Raw genomic sequence first — 18,384 nt, 5'->3', positions numbered from 1 at the left:
AAAATACGTAGTTTTTTGATTTTAAATACAAATAATTAAATTATATTTATTTTAAAGAATTATGATTATTGATTGTTTTTAAGTAATTTCGCAGTCTCAACATGACCATTCCAGATTATGATTACAGAAAAAAACAATACTACATTAACATTTGAGGATTTCAAAACTGAAGTATTAAACGACTACAGAATTGCAGTAACCAGCCGTGAATGTAGCCTTTTAGGTCGTAAAGAAGTATTGACCGGAAAAGCCAAATTTGGAATATTTGGTGACGGAAAAGAAGTTCCACAGCTTGCAATGGCAAAAGCCTTCAAAAATGGGGATTTCCGTTCCGGATACTACCGCGATCAGACTTTTATGATGGCGATTGGCGAATTAACTCCAAAACAGTTTTTCGCAGGTTTATATGGTCATACCGATTTAGATTTTGATCCAATGTCAGCCGGAAGACAAATGGGCGGACACTTTGTAACGCACAGTTTAAACGAAGACGGATCCTGGAAAGACCTGACAAAACAAAAAAATTCAAGCGCAGATATATCTCCTACAGCCGGACAAATGCCAAGATTATTGGGATTGGCACAGGCTTCTAAAATTTACAGAAATGTCGATGGCATCAAAATCAAAGACAAATTCTCTGTAGATGGAAACGAAGTGGCTTGGGGAACTATTGGTAACGCGAGTACTTCTGAGGGGTTGTTTTTCGAAACAATAAATGCTGCAGGAGTTCTACAAGTTCCGATGGTAATGAGCGTTTGGGATGATGAATACGGAATTTCGGTTCACGCTAAGCATCAAACAACCAAAGAAAACATCTCTGAAATCCTTAAAGGATATCAACGTGATGAAGATTCTAAAGGATATGAAATTTTTAGAGTTAAAGGCTGGGACTATGCTGAACTAGTTTCGACTTACGAACGTGCCGGCGCCATTGCCCGCGAAGAACATATTCCGGTTTTAATTCACGTAAATGAGTTAACACAACCACAAGGGCATTCGACTTCAGGTTCTCACGAACGTTATAAAAATGGAGAAAGATTGGCTTGGGAAAGAGATTTCGACTGTATTCGTCAGATGCGTTTATGGATGATTGCCATCAATATTGCATCTCCTGAAGAACTTTCAGAAATTGATTTTGAATTGAAAAAAGAAGTTCTTGAAGCTAAAAAAGAGGCTTGGAATTCTTTCATCAACCCGATTATTGAAGATCAAAAAAACCTTTTGGCATTATTGGAGCAAATTGCAGAAGCAAGCATCAATCATAAAGAAAGAATAAGAAAATATATTTCAGAATTAAGCGCTATCAAATCGCCTTTAAAAAAGGAAATGTTGGTTATAGCGCGCAAAATATTACGTTTTGTAGAAGTACCAAACAGTAAAGTTTTGTTATCAAACTGGATTACGGAGTACATTTCAAAAACGCAACCAAGATTCAGCAGTCATTTGCATTCTGATTCAGATTTGAATGTATTCTCTGTAGAAAAAGTACTTCCGGAATATGCAGAAAATGCAAAACCGGATTCAGATGGTCGAATGATCCTACGTGATAATTTCGACGCTTTGTTTACCAAATATCCTGAAACACTAATTTTTGGTGAAGATGTTGGAAACATTGGTGATGTAAACCAAGGTTTAGAAGGCATGCAGGAAAAATACGGAGAACTTCGTGTTGCCGATGTCGGAATTCGTGAAGCAACTATCGTTGGTCAGGGAATCGGAATGGCTTTGAGAGGTTTACGTCCAATTGCTGAAATTCAGTATTTAGATTATCTATTATATGCGATCCAGATCATGAGTGATGATTTGGCTACATTACAATACAGAACTGTTGGAAAACAAAAAGCACCGTTAATCATTAGAACGCGTGGACATCGTTTAGAAGGTATCTGGCATTCTGGTTCTCCAATGGGAATGATTATCAACGCTATTCGCGGAATTCATGTTTTGGTTCCAAGAAACATGACTCAGGCTGCAGGATTCTATAACGCTCTTTTAGAAACTGATGAACCAGCTTTGGTAATTGAATGTTTGAATGGATACCGTTTAAAAGAAAAAACACCTTTGAATTTTGGTGAGTTCAAAACGCCAATTGGGGTGGTTGAAACATTAAAAGAAGGTTCAGATATTACTTTAGTTTCATACGGTTCAACTTTAAGATTAGTAGAACAAGCGGCAACCGAATTATTAGATCTAGGAATTGATTGCGAAGTTATTGATATTCAGTCTTTACTTCCATTCGATATCAATAAGGATATTGTAAAAAGTATTGCAAAAACAAATCGTTTGTTAGTAATCGACGAAGATGTTCCCGGTGGAGCTTCTGCTTTTATCTTACAACAAATTCTGGAAGAGCAAGATGCTTATGTTCATTTAGACAGCAAACCACAAACATTGGCTGCAAAAGCGCACAGACCGGCTTACGGAACTGATGGTGACTATTTCTCTAAACCTTCTGCCGAAGATATTTTCGAAAAAGTATACAGCATGATGCATGAAGTTAATCCTTCTAAATTTCCTGATTTATACTAAGGATTTAGTTTGATTTTTGATATAAAAAAAGCTCCAATATTTGGAGCTTTTTTTATTTTAGATTTCTGAGTTTAGATTTTAGATTAAAAACTTAATGTCTAAAATTTATGATTCCGATTTTAAGGAGCTAGTTTTCAAAAGAAAGCTTAGTTCTTAAAAAATTCCGCACCATCCTCGTACCATTTTTCATTAGAATCAAACTATTTAGAAGCCAAAATAGCCCTCGCCTTTTCTAAATCTTCAGCAGTATCAATACCGATTCCAACATGAGTTGTTTCGACCATTTTTATACGTTTTCCGAATTCCAAATAACGAAGTTGCTCTAATTTCTCAGAAGCCTCCAAAGATTTCATTGGCAAGCTATAAAAGTCTAACAAGGCCTGTTTTCTGAATGCATAAATTCCGATGTGCTGAAAGTAACGAACACCAACCTCTTTGTCTCTCGGATATGGAATTACAGAACGTGAAAAATACAAAGCAAACTGCGATTGATCTACCACCACTTTTACATTATTTGGATTATTGATTTCCTCTTCATTCGTAATTTCGCGCATTAAAGAAGCTAAATCTACTTTGCGATCTTCATCATTCTTAAAAGCAGCTAGAACTTGCTCTAAGGGACCAGCTTCTGTAAAAGGTTCATCTCCCTGAACATTCACTACAATATCAACATCTAAACTCGCTACGGCTTCCGCAATTCGGTCACTTCCTGATTCATGTTCTTTGATACTCATAATGGCTTTTCCACCATTTGAAACAATTTCCTTAAAGATCAAATCAGAGTCAGTAACAACAAATACATCATCAAATAAGTTTGTTGCTACAGAGGCTTCGTATGTCCGTAGAATTACCGTTTTACCTCCTAAATCCTGCATTAGTTTTGCAGGAAAACGTGTTGAGGCATATCGCGCCGGAATTACAGCTATTATTTTCATTTTTATAATTTTAAATTTTCTTCTTTATGAAGCTTTTGCTGCTTTGTGTTATAATTTTTACCACAGAGATTCACAAAGGATCACAAAGTTTTTTTTATATAATTTTTACAGAAGTCATACTTAACGAACCCGCCAGTAATTTATCATTGAACAGACTCAACTCTTCTGATTTTTCTTTTAGACCTAAAGTGTACAACAAAGGCAAATAATGATCAGGAGTTGGAATTGCAATCTGAACGGCTTTGCTCATCTTTTCGAAATCTATTAAAGGCTGAAAATTTCCATCTAACAAATAATTATTTACCGTTTCTCTGGCTTCAATAGCCCAATCGAAACCGTAATTGTCTTTGTCAAAATTTCTGAAATCTACTAAACGAAGATTATGAACGATGTTTCCGCTTCCGATAATCAAAACACCTTTATGGCGCAGTGATTGTAATTTCTGAGCCAATTCAAAATGATATTGTCCCGATTTGGTATAATCAATACTCAACTGAATTACCGGAACATTTGCTTCCGGATATAAATGTTTTATTACGCTCCAGGCACCGTGATCTAAACCCCAATGTTCATCTAAATCAACACTTACAGGTTCTAATATTTTCTTAGTTTCAACGGCTAATTCAGGACTTCCTTTTGCAGGATATTGAACATCAAAAAGTGCCTGCGGAAAACCGCCAAAATCATGGATGGTTCTTGGCATTTGCATCGAAGTTACTTTGGTTCCGCTGGTAAACCAATGCGCCGAAATACACAAAATCGCATTTGGCTGTGGCAAAGTTTTAGCCAGTTTTCGGAAACCAGCCACAAACTGATTTTCTTCAATGGCATTCATCGGACTTCCGTGTCCTAAAAACAAAACCGGCATTTTATCTGTATTCGAAAACGTTGATGAAATCGAATGTAAGTCGTTTAGTGTTGTCATATTATTTTAATCTACAAAACTTTCGTCTTTAAATCCAATCAAATATAACTTATTTTTAGCACGCGTCATAGCTGTATACAGCCATCGAATGTAATCACGATCGATTCCGTTTGGTAAATACGGTTGTTCTATAAAAACGGTATCCCATTGCCCTCCCTGTGATTTATGACAGGTTATGGCATAGGAAAATTTCACTTGCAAGCCGTTGAAATATTCGTTTTCTTTTACTTTTTGAAACTTCTTATATTTTGTACTTTCATCTTCATAATCTTTCATCACTTCTTCGTACAAGCGATTGGATTCTTCATAAGTTAATGACGGAGATTCACTTTTTATTGTATCTAAAAGCAAAACTGTTTCAAAAGGTTTTTGATCCGGATAATCGACCATTCTAATTTTTACTTTTGCAAAAGTAAATCCGTATAGTTCTTTAATGCCGAACATTTCCAAAACTTCAATAATATCTCCGTTGGCAATAAATCCGGCTTCATCGGTTTCTTTCAGCCAGAAATAATTGTTTTTTACCACCATTAAAAAATCACCTACCGAAAGTTCACTTTCTTTAAACAAGATTCGGGTTCTGATTTGTTCGTTGTATTGATTGGCTCTTTTATTCGAGCGCACAATAAAGGCCGTATCTTCAATACTATAATTGCTGTAAGCCGTATTAATGGCATCCTGAATATCATATCCATCGGTTAAACGAACGATATCTTTGAACTTTTTTACGTTAAATTTAAATTCGGTAATAAAACTATCTTTTAGTAATTCACGCAATTCAGTCGCATTATATAAAATCCCTGAATTTTCTTCCTGACGCATTACTTCATCGAGTTCTATATGTTCAATTTCCTTGTCATAATGGGCATTTAAAGTATGTACATCAAGCGCAGGACTAATATCTAAATTAACCGGAGGCAACTGAGCCGTATCCCCTAAAAGAATCATTTTGCAATTGGTTCCAGAATAAACATACTGAATCAAATCATCCAGAAGCGATCCGTTATCATACAATTTCGAATCAGAATTGCTATCCGAAATCATCGAAGCCTCGTCGACGATAAAAATCGTGTTTTTATGTTTGTTGACCTGTTTGGTAAAAGCCACGCCTCCACCAGAAGATTTTTTAGGAAAATATATTTTTTTATGAATAGTAAATGCAGGAGTATTCGAGTAATTGGCAATTACTTTTGCCGCGCGGCCCGTTGGCGCCAGCAAAACATACTTCTTATTAATTTCTCCTAAATTATTTACAATAGTCGAAATCACCGTTGTTTTTCCGGTTCCGGCATATCCTTTTAGTACAAAAATCGTATCATTAGCAGGCTCGGTTAAAAAAATGGCAATTTTTTGAAAAAAAATATCCTGTTTCAGAGTTGGTGCAAAAGGAAATTTTCTTTGTAAAATGCCGTAAAACAATGCTGAATTCATAGGGTAAAATTGAACTACAAAGTACGGTTTTTTAAATATCAATTTCAATGTCAAAAATCAATATTTTCCACCATATAAGCCATATAAGATCATTTAATTTCTGCATTTACATATTCTTAAATTCCTTTTAACAAGATGCCTTGCTATGCGCCTCTGCATAATTGAACTTATATGGCTTATATGGTGAAAAAAACTTAACATTACCTTAAAATCTGTTTAAAATTGTTTTTTGAAATTGCAATTATTATTCTTGCTTTTTAATTTGTAAGTTTGTGTTCGAATTAAATTCTTTCTTGATACTATAACAGGTAACGAATTGAAAATCAAATTATGGCATTTCAAAATACTAATATTACATCAAAAAATTATAAAAAACTTTCTATTCAGGTTTCCCTGACCGGATTTTCTTTTTGTTGTTTTGATACCTTAAATAATACCATTACTTCTTTTAATGAAATTCATTTTGATCCCACTAAAAAGGCGACTAAAATCGAAGAATCGTTTAGTGATGCTTTCAAAAAGTATCCAGAGCTAAAAGATACGTATGACGAAATAATGGTCATTCATAATAACAATCTTTCCACTTTTGTTCCAACTGCGCTTTTTGATGAAAATTATCTGGGCAGCTATTTACAGTACAATACAAAAGTGTTTGAAACTGATTTTTTTACCTTCGATACCATTTCAAATTACGAAATGAATGCAGTTTACATTCCATATGTAAATATTAATAATTTCCTGATTGACAATGTCGGATCTTTTGATTACAAACATGTTAACAGCATTTTAGTCGAAAAAATTCTTGATGCTTCAAGAAATAACGATGATAAAAAAATGATCGTTAATTTTAATCCGGAACATTTTGAAATTATTGTAGTTCAAAATCAAAAACTGTTATTATTTAATTCTTTTGAATATAATACACCTGAAGATTTTATTTATTACCTGCTTTTTACAGCCGAGCAATCGAATTTAAATCCTGAGATTTTTCCACTCGAATTGTTAGGTACAATAGAAAAAAATGACCCTTTTTATGCCATCGCGTATAAATACATTCGTAATGTTTCCTTCTTAGATGTAAGCACATTACAAGAGAAAAATAATTTTTCTACTGCACAAAATCAAAAACATTATATCTTATTTCAATCATGAGAATCATTTCTGGAAAATACAAAGGACGCCGCATTTTTCCGCCAAAAAACCTTCCTGTAAGACCTACAACTGACATGAGTAAAGAAGCATTATTTAATGTTTTGAACAATCATTTTAGTTTTGACAGTTTAAAAGTTTTAGACTTATTTTCGGGAACAGGCAATATTAGTTTTGAATTCGCTTCACGCGGAAGCGCGCCCATTACTTCTGTTGATGGAGATTTCGGCTGCGTTAAATTCATCAAACAAGTTTCATCAGAATATGATTTTGATATCGCTGCAACCAAAAGTGATGTTTATAAATTTTTGGAAAACTGCAAAACTTCTTACGATATTATCTTTGCCGATCCGCCTTACGGATTAGATCAGGCTGCGTTTGAAAAAATTGTGCTGACGGTTTTCGAAAGAGATTTATTGCACGAAGATGGCATGATGATTATCGAACATTCCAAATACACCAAAATGGAGCATTTGAGTAATTTCTCTTTCCAGAAAAGTTATGGTGGCTCCTTTTTTAGTTTCTTCGAATTAAACTCGACAGATGATGATGAAGAATTACCAGATGATTCGCTAAAAAAAGTTACAGAAGAAGACGAAGGATAATTCTCTTTTTAAGCATAAAAAAGCCCTTGAAATTCAAGGGCTTTTTCTTTTATCTAATTCTATTTGAATTTTCATCGATGTTTTTCTCTTTGAATTCGGTTTCTTTTACTTTACCAAAAGAATATCGCATTGCTATTGAAATCTCATGATTATCGACGACATATCTTGCTTTAGAAGTAATACTATTAATCGTAAATTGTTCGGCCTGAATATTATTTTTAAAAACGTTATTACAGCTTAAAGTGCAATTCCAATTTTTAGAGAAGGTTTTTGAAACCGCCATATCTACTACAAACATCGGAGCTGTTTCAAAAACTCCTGTATATTGTTTTGTTAATCCCCAAAAAATCAAAACAAAAGAATAGTCTTTTGGAAGTTTAAATTCATTATTTGAACTATAATAACAATAGGGTTTTGATGCCAGGAATGCTGCAGACTGATCTTCAATTTTTTCTAAAATAAAAACCAACGAATTAGTTGTTGTCCAAAATTTATAGGTGAACGGCAATGTGAAATCGGCTGTAAATCCAGAACTTTTATCAAAATTTATATCCTGAAAAGTCATAATATTTTTTTGATCATCAAACGAAAAACTGTTGTGGACAGGATCTTTGGCGTGCGTAAAACTTAATTTAACTGATTTATCATGATATTGAAAAGTAGTCGAAATTTCGTCAATAATTGTTGGCCCCAAATTAATATTCCTCGCATATAAAAAATAAGGATTGATATAAGTAGCTCCCTGACTTAATGAGGAATAATTAGGTCTCGAAATACTTTTAGCATAATTAAAACTCACACTTTTTGTGCTGTCAATAGGGAATGTAAACTGTGCTTTCGGAAAAAAATTAGCGTAATTTTTAGCAATCAACGGCAATAAATCTGCTTTAAACTTTCCGTTTATAGTAGTCTCTTCAACCCGAACTCCAACAGAGAAATCGATCTTCTTAATTTTTCCGGAAAGTTGACTGTATCCCGCTAAATTCTCTTCTTTAAAATCATAATGACTTATTTCATTTGTATTGGTTTCATAATAAAAAATATCAAAATCAGATTTTGAATCTGCCGCTGAATACAGTCCTCCTATTTCAAATTTCATTTCATTTTTAAGTTTTTTTTCAATATCAATTCGGCCCGAAAAAACATTGACTTTGAACCTCTGATCCCGAATCTGAGCCAACTCGAATTGCGTTTCATTAAAATTATTTTGAACCTCACTCCACGATGTCTGATCAAAATTAGAATATTGAAAACCTGTAAAAATTTGTGTATCGATTGATTTTATCTTTTTATTATAATTTAAAAAAGAGTTCACGAAGTTCTTTTTACCCACATTATCGCTATACGTTACAACATTATTTACAACGTGCTGGTTTTTATTTTCTGTTATCGTATTGATAGGAAAAATGTCTGTCTGCAGCCTACTATTTATATTAAACGAAAAATAATCATCTTCATTTGTTTTGTAAAATAAACCGCCGCCAAAAACAAATTGTCTTTTTTGTTTACTATCGGCTGTTACATCATATTTTGAAGCAATATCAGCATTTGTAATTTGATAATCAATACTGTGGTTTTCCCAGGGCTTCAATAGATTATAGTTAAAATTAGCTTTCAGCTCTAGTTTGTTTTTTTTGAAATTAGAATTAAATCCGAGATAATTATTATAATTTTTCTTAAACGAAGCAACCTCAGAAATCTCTGTTCTAAAACTGTCTTTTTTGCTAAACTTTCGTGTAATCAAAATGACGACACGGCCTTCAGCTTCATATTTCGCAGATGGATTCTGAATAATTTCGATCGTTTTGATATCGGCGGCAGCCAAAGCATTTAAATCGTTCATGCCCACTTTTTGATTGTCAATATAAATTAAAGGGGTTCCTTTTCCCACAACCGAAATACTTTCCCGATCGGCACTAACCTGAACCGTTGGTATTTTAGCTAATAAATCCAATGTGTTTGGAATCGAATTGTAAATAGAATTGGCAACATCCAATTTAATATTCCCATTTTGATTTGAAAATGCTTTTTTATTTTGAGTTATAATAACTTCGTTCAGGTTATTGGAAATACTGTCTTTTGGAGTTCTATTCTGGGCATTTCCTAAAAGGGAAAAACAAAAAAGCAATAGGATTATAAAAAGTTTTACAGGTAGACAAACATTCATTTTAAAAAGATTTTTGGTTTAGATTGAATGCAAAAATGCTTCTAAAAAAGTGTTGCGAAAGTTAATTGAAGGTTAATGCGGGGTTAATGCTCAAATTGTATCATAAAAGCTTTATTTTTGGAAAGAATTTCAAGCTGTATGAAACAAAGAATCAATTTATTAATAGCATTTTCAGTCATAGCGTTAATCGTTTTGTCGACGGTACAATGCTATTTGGTAAAAACCACTTATGATTATAAAGTGGCGCAGTTTCATACGGAAATTAAAAATGAAATTGGCCAGATTTCTAACAATTACAGCGATATAGATTCGGTTCTTGTAGCTAAAAAAGAAGCCCTATACAAATCATTATCAAAGAATTATCTTCAGGGAAAAAATTCTAAAATAGATATTAAAAACAGTATTCTTAAAAATGAGTTCAGTGCTCTTTTAACGCAGAAAATCCAACGTAAGTTTGAAAGAGAATTACCCAATCTGAAAATTGATTTTGCCATCGTGCTCAACAAATATATTCTGTATAAAAACAGTAAGAAAGCAGATACCATATTCTCTGAAAAACCTTTTATCAGTAATAAATTATACGGCAATTTAGCTTCTTTAAATAATGCCTTTCTGGTTCGGAATTATGTTGGAACCACCAACGGAACTTTTGAAAATCAGGACTATAAATTATTGACAGAAGACTCCATGTACGTTTCTGTTATTGATTGGGAAATGATTATTTTAAGAAGAATGACTTTCATTCTGATCTTATCCTTACTTTCCATTGTAACGCTAATTACACTTTTTGTAATTGCAATTAAAGCTTTGATCAAACAGAAAAAAGTAAGTGATGTCAAAACTGATTTTATCAACAATATCACGCACGAACTTAAAACGCCGTTGGCAACTTTAGGTATTTCTACTAAAATTTTAGAGCAGAAAAACATTCGTGAAAACGATGAAAATTTTAATGCGATTGTCAATACGATTTCACGCCAGAATAATCGTTTACAGAATCTGATCGATCAGGTTATGGCGAATTCATTGGCAGAAAATGAAATCGAATTGCAGAAAGAAAAAATAGAAACCGAAGATTTTCTGCTATCCATTGTAAATGATTTTAAAATTACATTTCCAAAAATTAATCTTAAAACCGATTTTCAAACGCAGAAAACCATTTTGATTTTAGATAAATTCCACTTGACAACCGCTTTTTTAAATGTTTTGGAAAACGCTGTAAAATATTGTTCAAAAACGATTACCATAAAAACCAGAATCGTAGAAAATCAGTTTTCGATCAGTATTGAAGATGACGGAATCGGAATTGAAAAGAACAAACAATCACTTCTTTTTGACAAATTTTATCGCGTAGAACAGGGAAACCTGCACAATACAAAAGGTTTAGGTTTAGGCCTTTATTATGTAGATCAAATTGTAAAAGCGCATCAGGGTACTGTTAAAGTTGTAAGCGATTTAGGAAAAGGAACCGAGTTTACTATTTTATTAAAAGTTTAAATACCTTATTTTGAAAAGACTACTTTTAGCTGAAGACGATTTTGATTTTGCAGCCATTTTAAAACAATATTTAGAACTGCATCAATTCGAAGTAATCTGGGCAGAAAATGGAGAAATAGCTTTAGACTATTTTAAAACCCAAAGTTTTGATATTTGTATTTTTGATGTAATGATGCCTAAAATGGACGGATTTTCATTGGCAGAAAAAATCATTACAATCAATCCTGAAATTCCATTTATTTTTCTAACGGCAAGAAAGTTAAAAGAAGACAAAATCATTGGACTAAAACTAGGTGCAGACGACTATATCATAAAACCTTTTGAAGTCGACGAACTGATTCTGCGCTTGCAGAATATTCTGAAAAGAATCGAACAAAAGAGAACTCTGGAAGGAAATAATATAATCGAAATTGGCTCTTATGTTTTTGATAATGAAAGATTAACCCTCAACAATAAAAATCACGTTCAGCAGCTCACAGAAATGGAAGCTTCTCTCATCGAGTATTTATATCTAAACCATAACCAGCTGTTAAAGCGAGATCAAATTTTAATGTCTGTCTGGAAAAAAGACGATTATTTCTCAGGCCGAAGTATGGACGTTTTTATCAGCAGGCTTAGAAAATATTTTAATTCAGATCCTAAAATCAAGATTGAGAGTGTTCGTAATATTGGATTGGAATTTAAAATAGAAAAAACCTGACATCAAGGTTTTTCTATTTTAAATTCTATTTATTTTCCTATCACCCAGCCTAATGTAAAATTTACAAGAGGTACAAATTCTGTCTCATACTTATCAAAATTCACTCCGGGACCTGCGCTAAATTCCAGATTAAACTTTCTTTTGTAAGTACGCTGTAATCCCCAAAGCGCGCCTACTGTAACGGAAGGAACTGCTTCGTTATATTTATCATTCGTCGAAATAGATTCAAAATTATAAGCGGCTACTAAGCCAAGATAATTTCCAGAATTAAATGCGGTTCTCTTTCCTTTAGTCGCTCTTTTTTCAAGATTGTAGTAATGACGAAATTGCTCAACGATTTGCGGAAAAAATGCAAAATTTGACTCATTAGAATTTGATGAGAATCCTAAACCTAAACTAGCTTCAGAGTATAAAGTGTTTTTAGCGTCAAAACCATGTTCCCAAACGAAACCTGGTAAAAACATATTAACTTTAAATTGATTTTTTTGAACAGATGTAACGGCTTCATCTTGTGCATAAGATGCATTAATTAAGAAGGCAAATAAAATAACGATTAAGTATTTTTTTTTCATTGGTGGTTTTTAAATTAGTTGTGCCAAAAATAGTATTTAAACAAAACAATCTACTTAAAAAATAAAATATTTTCTTACAATGAATCAGTGGGGTTTACCTGGCTGTCATGTGATATTCTTTTAAAATTTGCAGCCCCTTCTTCTACTGCAAATCATATAATTTCTCTAAGTAATTGTATAACAGTCAAAAACTTTTTAGAATGTAAATTTGATAAACATTAAAAATCAAAATCATGAACCTAAAAAGATTATTTGGAGGAATACTTACAATTCTTGGAATTGTAGGTCTTATTTACACAGCAGTTATTTTTGCTGATACTTCAGGAGGAGAGCGAGATATTAAATCGCTTATTATTTACGGTATCCTTGGAATCGTTTTCTTTACATCTGGAATTAGTTTAGTTAGAACTACAAAAGACGAATCGTAGACGGTTGCATTTTTATAATAATGCATTTGCAATCTTTTCATAAAGAGGAGTTGCAACACCATATTTTAAGCCTTCGTTGACTACAAATTGTGTCAACGAAGTTACTTCTGTTTTTCTATTGGCCAGTAAATCTCTATGCATGGATGAAGTTGCTTCTTTAGGCGATTTTTCAAGCTTAATAATCGTTTGATTTACAATATCATCAGGCAATTGCAATCCTTTTGCTTTTGCAACTGCTTCAATTTCATGAAGCAATTCCACATAAACCTTCATAGATTTCTTTTTCTTTTGAATTTCGCCAATATTCTGATTCAGATAAGAAGTCGCTGAAGCCAAAGCTGAAATAAAGATAAATTTCTCCCAGACCGTTTCTTCAATATTTTCAACCAAAAAGCTTTCAATTTTAGCTTTTTGAAGAATGTTTTGCAGTTCTTCTAAGTTAGCAATTGATGTCGTCCTTGAACCAAAAAACAGTTTTTCATAAAACCCTAATCTGCGAATTGTACCAGGTGAAGCAATCATCGAAACTATATAAACACAACCTTGTAAAATATCATTTTCAGGGAATATTTTCTGGATACGTTCCGGCGCATCAACACCATTGTATAAAGGAAGAATTACAGTTTTTGAAGTAATACATTTTTGCAGGGAAAATAAACTTTCCTCAATATCATACGTTTTGGTAGCACAAATTAAATAGTCTAAAACACCTATTTCATCAGGATCATTTGAAACCAATTTTGGATAGGCAATTATTTCAGAATCATCATTGATAATTTTCAATCCATTCTCGGCGATGGCATCTTTTGTTGCGCCTCTGGCAATAAAAACAACCTCAATATCAGCAGAGTTATAATAGGCATTCGCCAAAAGTCCACCAAAATACCCTCCTACTCCACCAAGTCCTAAAATTCCAATTCTTTTCATAACAATCTTATTAAATACCACTAAATCTCAAAGACACAAATTCTTACTTTAAAAAAAAATTAGCGTCTTTGTCCCTTCGTGGCAAAACACACATTATTCCTCTACAACAGGCTCCAAATTCAACTCCGTAAAATCGTGCTCCGTTTTCGAAATAATAATCGTTGCCACTGTATTTCCAATTAAATTTGTAATTGCTCTGGCTTCACTCATAAATTTATCAACGCCCAATAAAAAAGCCAAACCTTCAACCGGAATTTTATGAATCGCTGTTAATGTTGAGGCCAAAACAATAAAACCGCTTCCTGTCACGCCCGCAGCTCCTTTTGAAGTAATCATCAAGATCCCAATTACGCTCAAAATCTCAGCAAAACTCAAATGCACATCATATAATTGAGCGAGAAATATAACCGACATTGACAAGTAAATTGAAGTTCCGTCCAAATTAAAAGAATAACCCGTCGGAATCACCAAACCAACAACGGATTTACTGCATCCCATTTGCTCCAGTTTCACCATAATACTTGGCAAAGCGGCTTCTGAAGAAGATGTTCCCAAAACCAATAAAAGTTCTTCTTTGATGTATTTTAGAATCGAAAGAATATTGATTTTATAATATCTTAGAATAGTTCCCAAAATCATGAAGACAAATAAAGCCATCGTCAAATAAACGCAGAGCATTAATTTTCCTAGTGGAATCAAAGTCTGCAACCCGAATTTTCCAATGGTATAAGCCATTCCTCCAAAAGCCCCAATTGGAGCCAAATACATTACATATTTCAATCCGAGGAAAACTACATTCGAGAAACGTTCTAAAACCAAAATAGTCTGTTCTCTTTTTTGATAAAAATTCAAAGCGATTCCGCAAACAATCGCAGCCAACAAAACCTGTAACGTAAAATTAGAAAGGAAAAACTGCAGCCACGAAAAATTCTCCGCAGCGTGATTCGTGTATTTGCTCGCATCCTGCAAAGCCAAACCTGATTTGTCAATTTTGCCTGGTTGAAAAAAATAGGCAACTCCAACCCCAATTGCCAATGAAATTGTCGAAACCACTTCAAAATAAAACAAAGCTTTCACTCCAATTCGGCCTACTTTTTTCAAATTTCCCATTCCGGAAATTCCCAAAACAATCGTCAGGAATATAATAGGGCCAATAAATAGCTTGATGATATCGACAAATGTTTTTCCGACAATTTCCATTTTTACACCATTTTCGGGCGAAAAATGTCCAAGCAAAACACCGGCAATAATGGCAATTAAAACCCAAAAAGTAAGATTGGTAATTATAGAATGAAAAGTGCTTTTCTTAGTTTTTGGAGAAGCATTTGGAGTAGTGATATTCATGTAAGTGATTTAGAGCTTTCACAAATATATAAAAAATGCAGACCTATAAGCCGGATTCTGTCCCTGATAAATCAGGGCCTTATCATTTATCTAGATCCAGCATTACTACTGGACTCAAGCTACCTACCCTTCAACAACGGACGAGAAGCCCTTAAATGCTGATATACTTGGTATTTCACCGCATAGAGTTTACCTGGTTTCACTACAGCATTACCTGTACATACTTTCTGTTGCACTTGTCCTTGCGTTATTGCTAACGCCGACGGGTGTTACCCGCTATGCTTCTCTGTGGTGTCCGGACTTTCCTCCCCCCAACGAATTGAGCGACGATAAGGCGGTCTGCGGTGCAAAAGTAGCGATTTATCAACGAAGAATCAGCCATTTAAATTTCCGATTTTTATAAATTTTTCATAACAATTTAATTTTAAATTGGTTACCTTTAAAATCCTTAATTTTTAAATCAATTATCATGACAAGAATGTATCACTACGCAACTGTTTCAAAAGCTTTAGATCAACTTCATGAAAAAGGATTTACATGTGATTTTAATCTGAACTCGGACATGATTAAAAAAAATCCTGAAAAATTTGAAATTGTACATGTGTATCGATACGAAGGGGATTCAGATCCAGGCGATGAGGCAGTTGTATACGGAATTAAATCGAATTCGGGCAAAAAGGGCGTTTATGTAGCAGGTTTCTCCGCCGACTCCGATCAGGAAACCGCAAAATTTTTATTTGATTTGAGTATAAAGGGAAGATGAATTCTCAGGAGCTAATCCTGCTGTCCTTCCAATCTTTTGTGGTCAACCCCACCACAAAAGGATTTTCCCTCCCATCAGGGCACTCGGTTTCATAAGACGTTTTGTTTAAACAAATTTACCACAATCCTGCCATTGCGAGGAACGAAGCAAAAAAGCAAATTATTCAGCAAATGCGGTTGCTTCGTTCCTCACAATGACATAAAATGAGAAAAAAAACTTAGCGACCTTCGCGTAAATCCCTTGCGCTCTTCGCGGTTAAACAAAAAAAGTCCATCATAAAATGACAGACTTTCAAAACAACCCGCAATTAAATTACGAAGTTGGTATCTTCAATTTCCATCCCGGCTGAATCAGATCCGGATTTTTAATAATATCTTTATTGGCTTCAAAAATATCCTGCCATGAAACGCCGTGTTCTTTGCCTATTTTTGACAACGAATCCCCACCTTTCACAGTATATTCTGTAGTAGCTCCTTCAGCAACTTCGATATTCATTACCACATCAGCCGATCTGTAATCAGGATCTAATGTTCCGTAGCTATCCCAAAGTTTCTCTTTATCAGCTGCAGATTTTGCTGTGCCATCAATATACAATACATTTTCCTGTTCTCTAACCTGTAAATTTGCTACACCCAAAGTAGAAGCCAAATCTGTTAACTCTTTGTATTTCTCTTGTAAACTCATAACATCATTATTTAATAGTTAATTTGTTTTCTACTTTTTTAGGTTTCAATTCCTGCACACTTTGAATTAAAGGTGCTAATTGGCTGCGTTTAATTTCTCCTGTAAGTGTTACAACACCATTAGCAACAGTAACGCTAACACCACTATAAGCTTTCACCACCTCATTAACCGAAGTTGTTAAAACAGTATCCGGATTAATTTCAACCGGAGCAGGTTCGGCCGCTATAGGTTCCGGAGCTATAATTTCGCAATTATTGACCACAGATTTTACGCCTTTCACTCCTTTTACAATACTCTCCGCATTTTGTTTAACGCTATCATCCTGACAAGTACCAGAAATAGTAGCAACACCTTTTACAACCGTAACATCGACTCCCGCCAGGCCACTGATTTTTGCGTCTATCTCTTTTTCAATATCTGCATCTTTAGGACCACAGGCGACCAACAGAAAAGCAAAACTCATTCCTAATAAAATTGATTTAATTTTCATAATGATATTTTTTTAGTTTAGTAACTCTTAAAGTTAACAAATTAAAAATCAACATTTTACACAATTATGTTATCAAATTTATATTATTTCCAGTTTTCTTAACTTTACGGTCGCAGTTGCAGTAACATTGACAGTTTTCACTCCGTGATACTGAATACTGAGACCGAATGCCGTGACTGCGATTGTGACTGCGGCTGGAAACTAAAAGCTAGTCTAAATAATCAGGAGGAAACATTTGCTGCCCGTATTTTTCGAAAAGGGAATGTAATTTTTCTTTCGTTTCACTCCCGCTGGATTAGATGATTTATTTGGAGAAAGCGGAGTATTTTGAAACAGCTTTACTAATATTTTGCTCCGGCATAGAACGTATCGCTTTTAAAAAAACCTCTACTCAAAAGTTCTTTAATACAATTTTGTTCAAAGAATGACTCCAATTGACTTTTAGTCAACTTTTTAGTGCCTTCCAAGTCACTCTTTTTAATTCCCAGAATCAATTTTCCTCGAACTGTAATATCAGTAATGCTATCAACTTTTATAAATAAATTCCCTTTTGAATCTTCTGTGATTCTGGTCATTGCAGTTGCAGTTGTGTTATATTCTGGTATGTCAAACGAAAAATTAATATCTCCTTCTAATTCTTCAATTTTTCCTCCAATAGTATTTACATTCAATTTTTTATATAAATTTTTCTTGCTAATTGGCATCAGATAAACTTTATCTGATTTTATTTTAAGTGCAATCTTTTGTCTGGGCTGGCTATCTGCTAAAATTGTAAAAGCGCATAATGTACCTATTAAAGAATTTACCAGAAAGAATGATTTTTTATCTTCTACATATTTCCTTTTAAAATACTGATAAGAAAAAGGCAGAACAGATAAAGCAATTAAATCTGAACTGTCTACCGTTCGATAAAATGCCAGATTAAGACTTTGTGAAATCCAATTAATAAATCCATCTGATATCTGAAATTTCCAAAAAATAAAAAACACTCCGGTTAAACAATAGATTTTTAATATTTGCTTTGGAAAGAATACCGCAAGAAAAAATGGAAATATAAAGAGTCCAGCAAAGTCACTTAATTTTCCGGTAATGATATTTGAAAATTCGTACTTTAAGTAAAAGTCATTTACTAACACAGTAAATATTCCTAAAATGAATAATTCAGAAGTTAAGAGCTCAAATTTGATTTTGTTTTTCATGAATAGAGAATATTAAAGTAGAAAGATTAATTCATTTAT

The 18,384-nt window shown here is 33.6% G+C and carries 17 protein-coding genes and 1 other RNA gene; 7 read left to right on the top strand and 11 right to left on the bottom strand.

Annotated elements, in window-relative coordinates:
- Positions 1-117: 117 nt before the first annotated feature.
- A complete protein-coding gene (locus tag Q7C23_RS20050) occupies positions 118-2,529 on the top strand; it encodes a thiamine pyrophosphate-dependent enzyme (RefSeq protein ID WP_375034164.1) in 2,412 nt (803 codons plus the stop codon).
- Positions 2,530-2,729: 200 nt separating this feature from the next.
- Here the strand turns inward: Q7C23_RS20050 and kdsB are convergent, their stop codons facing one another.
- The 3 genes from kdsB to Q7C23_RS20035 form a co-directional block, all read right to left on the bottom strand.
- Positions 2,730-3,464 carry a 3-deoxy-manno-octulosonate cytidylyltransferase gene (kdsB, locus tag Q7C23_RS20045; protein ID WP_375034163.1) on the bottom strand — a complete coding sequence of 245 codons (735 nt, stop codon included), beginning with the start codon at positions 3,462-3,464 and terminating at the stop codon, positions 2,730-2,732.
- A gap of 94 nt (positions 3,465-3,558) precedes the next feature.
- Positions 3,559-4,389, bottom strand: a complete 831-nt coding sequence (ygiD, locus tag Q7C23_RS20040; protein ID WP_375034162.1) for a 4,5-DOPA dioxygenase extradiol — start codon at positions 4,387-4,389, stop codon at positions 3,559-3,561.
- 6 nt (positions 4,390-4,395) lie between these two features.
- On the bottom strand, positions 4,396-5,820 hold the full coding sequence (locus tag Q7C23_RS20035) for an ATP-dependent RecD-like DNA helicase (RefSeq protein WP_375034161.1): 1,425 nt from the start codon (positions 5,818-5,820) through the stop codon (positions 4,396-4,398).
- Positions 5,821-6,150: 330 nt separating this feature from the next.
- Between Q7C23_RS20035 and Q7C23_RS20030 the strand changes: the two genes are divergently transcribed.
- Both Q7C23_RS20030 and Q7C23_RS20025 read left to right on the top strand, forming a co-directional pair.
- Complete coding sequence (locus Q7C23_RS20030) at positions 6,151-6,972, top strand: DUF3822 family protein (RefSeq protein WP_375034160.1); 822 nt, start codon at positions 6,151-6,153, stop codon at positions 6,970-6,972.
- A complete protein-coding gene (locus Q7C23_RS20025; protein WP_072976100.1) occupies positions 6,969-7,574 on the top strand; it encodes an RsmD family RNA methyltransferase in 606 nt (201 codons plus the stop codon). The genes Q7C23_RS20030 and Q7C23_RS20025 overlap by 4 nt, the downstream gene beginning before the upstream one ends.
- Positions 7,575-7,623: 49 nt before the next feature.
- Here the strand turns inward: Q7C23_RS20025 and Q7C23_RS20020 are convergent, their stop codons facing one another.
- Positions 7,624-9,741 (bottom strand): TonB-dependent receptor domain-containing protein, encoded by a 2,118-nt coding sequence (locus Q7C23_RS20020; protein ID WP_375034159.1) that lies wholly within the window; start codon positions 9,739-9,741, stop codon positions 7,624-7,626.
- Between the two features lie 138 nt (positions 9,742-9,879).
- On the opposite strand from Q7C23_RS20020, the gene Q7C23_RS20015 reads away from it, so the two are divergent.
- Together Q7C23_RS20015 and Q7C23_RS20010 are read left to right on the top strand one after the other, a co-directional pair.
- Positions 9,880-11,238, top strand: coding sequence for a sensor histidine kinase (locus Q7C23_RS20015; protein WP_375034158.1), 1,359 nt, complete (start codon positions 9,880-9,882; stop codon positions 11,236-11,238).
- Between the two features lie 10 nt (positions 11,239-11,248).
- Complete coding sequence (locus tag Q7C23_RS20010; protein ID WP_375034157.1) at positions 11,249-11,938, top strand: response regulator transcription factor; 690 nt, start codon at positions 11,249-11,251, stop codon at positions 11,936-11,938.
- A 29-nt stretch (positions 11,939-11,967) separates the two neighbouring features.
- Here Q7C23_RS20010 and Q7C23_RS20005 read toward each other — a convergent pair whose 3' ends face one another.
- A complete protein-coding gene (locus Q7C23_RS20005) occupies positions 11,968-12,510 on the bottom strand; it encodes a hypothetical protein (protein ID WP_375034156.1) in 543 nt (180 codons plus the stop codon).
- Between the two features lie 233 nt (positions 12,511-12,743).
- Here Q7C23_RS20005 and Q7C23_RS20000 point away from each other — a divergent pair, with 233 nt between their 5' ends.
- Positions 12,744-12,938, top strand: a complete 195-nt coding sequence (locus tag Q7C23_RS20000) for a hypothetical protein (RefSeq protein ID WP_026984339.1) — start codon at positions 12,744-12,746, stop codon at positions 12,936-12,938.
- A 12-nt stretch (positions 12,939-12,950) separates the two neighbouring features.
- Here the strand turns inward: Q7C23_RS20000 and Q7C23_RS19995 are convergent, their stop codons facing one another.
- The 3 genes from Q7C23_RS19995 to rnpB form a co-directional block, all read right to left on the bottom strand.
- Positions 12,951-13,865: a ketopantoate reductase family protein gene (locus Q7C23_RS19995; RefSeq protein WP_375034155.1), complete on the bottom strand. Its 915-nt coding sequence runs from the start codon at positions 13,863-13,865 to the stop codon at positions 12,951-12,953.
- 93 nt (positions 13,866-13,958) lie between these two features.
- Positions 13,959-15,209 carry a cation:dicarboxylate symporter family transporter gene (locus Q7C23_RS19990; protein ID WP_375034154.1) on the bottom strand — a complete coding sequence of 417 codons (1,251 nt, stop codon included), beginning with the start codon at positions 15,207-15,209 and terminating at the stop codon, positions 13,959-13,961.
- A 30-nt stretch (positions 15,210-15,239) separates the two neighbouring features.
- An RNA gene (gene rnpB, locus Q7C23_RS19985) (RNase P RNA component class A) lies at positions 15,240-15,555 on the bottom strand.
- Between the two features lie 123 nt (positions 15,556-15,678).
- Between rnpB and Q7C23_RS19980 the strand changes: the two genes are divergently transcribed.
- Positions 15,679-15,972 (top strand): hypothetical protein, encoded by a 294-nt coding sequence (locus Q7C23_RS19980; RefSeq protein WP_375034153.1) that lies wholly within the window; start codon positions 15,679-15,681, stop codon positions 15,970-15,972.
- Between the two features lie 312 nt (positions 15,973-16,284).
- Here the strand turns inward: Q7C23_RS19980 and Q7C23_RS19975 are convergent, their stop codons facing one another.
- The 3 genes from Q7C23_RS19975 to Q7C23_RS19965 all read right to left on the bottom strand — a co-directional run bounded on the left by Q7C23_RS19975 (position 16,285) and on the right by Q7C23_RS19965 (position 18,345).
- Positions 16,285-16,656: a LysM peptidoglycan-binding domain-containing protein gene (locus tag Q7C23_RS19975; protein WP_375034152.1), complete on the bottom strand. Its 372-nt coding sequence runs from the start codon at positions 16,654-16,656 to the stop codon at positions 16,285-16,287.
- A 7-nt stretch (positions 16,657-16,663) separates the two neighbouring features.
- Positions 16,664-17,146 carry a BON domain-containing protein gene (locus tag Q7C23_RS19970; RefSeq protein WP_375034151.1) on the bottom strand — a complete coding sequence of 161 codons (483 nt, stop codon included), beginning with the start codon at positions 17,144-17,146 and terminating at the stop codon, positions 16,664-16,666.
- A gap of 341 nt (positions 17,147-17,487) precedes the next feature.
- Positions 17,488-18,345, bottom strand: a complete 858-nt coding sequence (locus Q7C23_RS19965) for a hypothetical protein (protein WP_375034150.1) — start codon at positions 18,343-18,345, stop codon at positions 17,488-17,490.
- Positions 18,346-18,384 lie beyond the last annotated feature (39 nt).

Origin of the sequence: Flavobacterium sp. LAR06 (assembly GCF_041946075.1) — a bacterium.
In the GTDB taxonomy this organism is placed as follows: Bacteria; Bacteroidota; Bacteroidia; order Flavobacteriales; family Flavobacteriaceae; genus Flavobacterium.
Note: the sequence above shows the minus strand (reverse complement) of the source record. Positions and strands in the feature narration are given on the sequence as shown.

Bases quoted from the DNA above. Each gene is read 5' to 3' on its own strand.
- Q7C23_RS20000 (WP_026984339.1), top strand. From the start codon at position 12,744: ATGAACCTAAAAAGATTATTTGGAGGAATACTTACAATTCTTGGAATT.
- Q7C23_RS20015 (WP_375034158.1), top strand. From the start codon at position 9,880: ATGAAACAAAGAATCAATTTATTAATAGCATTTTCAGTCATAGCGTTA.
- Q7C23_RS19975 (WP_375034152.1), bottom strand. From the start codon at position 16,656: ATGAGTTTACAAGAGAAATACAAAGAGTTAACAGATTTGGCTTCTACT.
- Q7C23_RS19990 (WP_375034154.1), bottom strand. From the start codon at position 15,209: ATGAATATCACTACTCCAAATGCTTCTCCAAAAACTAAGAAAAGCACT.
- Q7C23_RS20005 (WP_375034156.1), bottom strand. From the start codon at position 12,510: ATGAAAAAAAAATACTTAATCGTTATTTTATTTGCCTTCTTAATTAAT.
- Q7C23_RS20030 (WP_375034160.1), top strand. From the start codon at position 6,151: ATGGCATTTCAAAATACTAATATTACATCAAAAAATTATAAAAAACTT.
- Q7C23_RS19980 (WP_375034153.1), top strand. From the start codon at position 15,679: ATGACAAGAATGTATCACTACGCAACTGTTTCAAAAGCTTTAGATCAA.
- Q7C23_RS20025 (WP_072976100.1), top strand. From the start codon at position 6,969: ATGAGAATCATTTCTGGAAAATACAAAGGACGCCGCATTTTTCCGCCA.
- Q7C23_RS20050 (WP_375034164.1), top strand. From the start codon at position 118: ATGATTACAGAAAAAAACAATACTACATTAACATTTGAGGATTTCAAA.
- Q7C23_RS19995 (WP_375034155.1), bottom strand. From the start codon at position 13,865: ATGAAAAGAATTGGAATTTTAGGACTTGGTGGAGTAGGAGGGTATTTT.
- Q7C23_RS19965 (WP_375034150.1), bottom strand. From the start codon at position 18,345: ATGAAAAACAAAATCAAATTTGAGCTCTTAACTTCTGAATTATTCATT.
- Q7C23_RS20020 (WP_375034159.1), bottom strand. From the start codon at position 9,741: ATGAATGTTTGTCTACCTGTAAAACTTTTTATAATCCTATTGCTTTTT.
- ygiD (WP_375034162.1), bottom strand. From the start codon at position 4,389: ATGACAACACTAAACGACTTACATTCGATTTCATCAACGTTTTCGAAT.
- Q7C23_RS19970 (WP_375034151.1), bottom strand. From the start codon at position 17,146: ATGAAAATTAAATCAATTTTATTAGGAATGAGTTTTGCTTTTCTGTTG.
- Q7C23_RS20035 (WP_375034161.1), bottom strand. From the start codon at position 5,820: ATGAATTCAGCATTGTTTTACGGCATTTTACAAAGAAAATTTCCTTTT.
- kdsB (WP_375034163.1), bottom strand. From the start codon at position 3,464: ATGAAAATAATAGCTGTAATTCCGGCGCGATATGCCTCAACACGTTTT.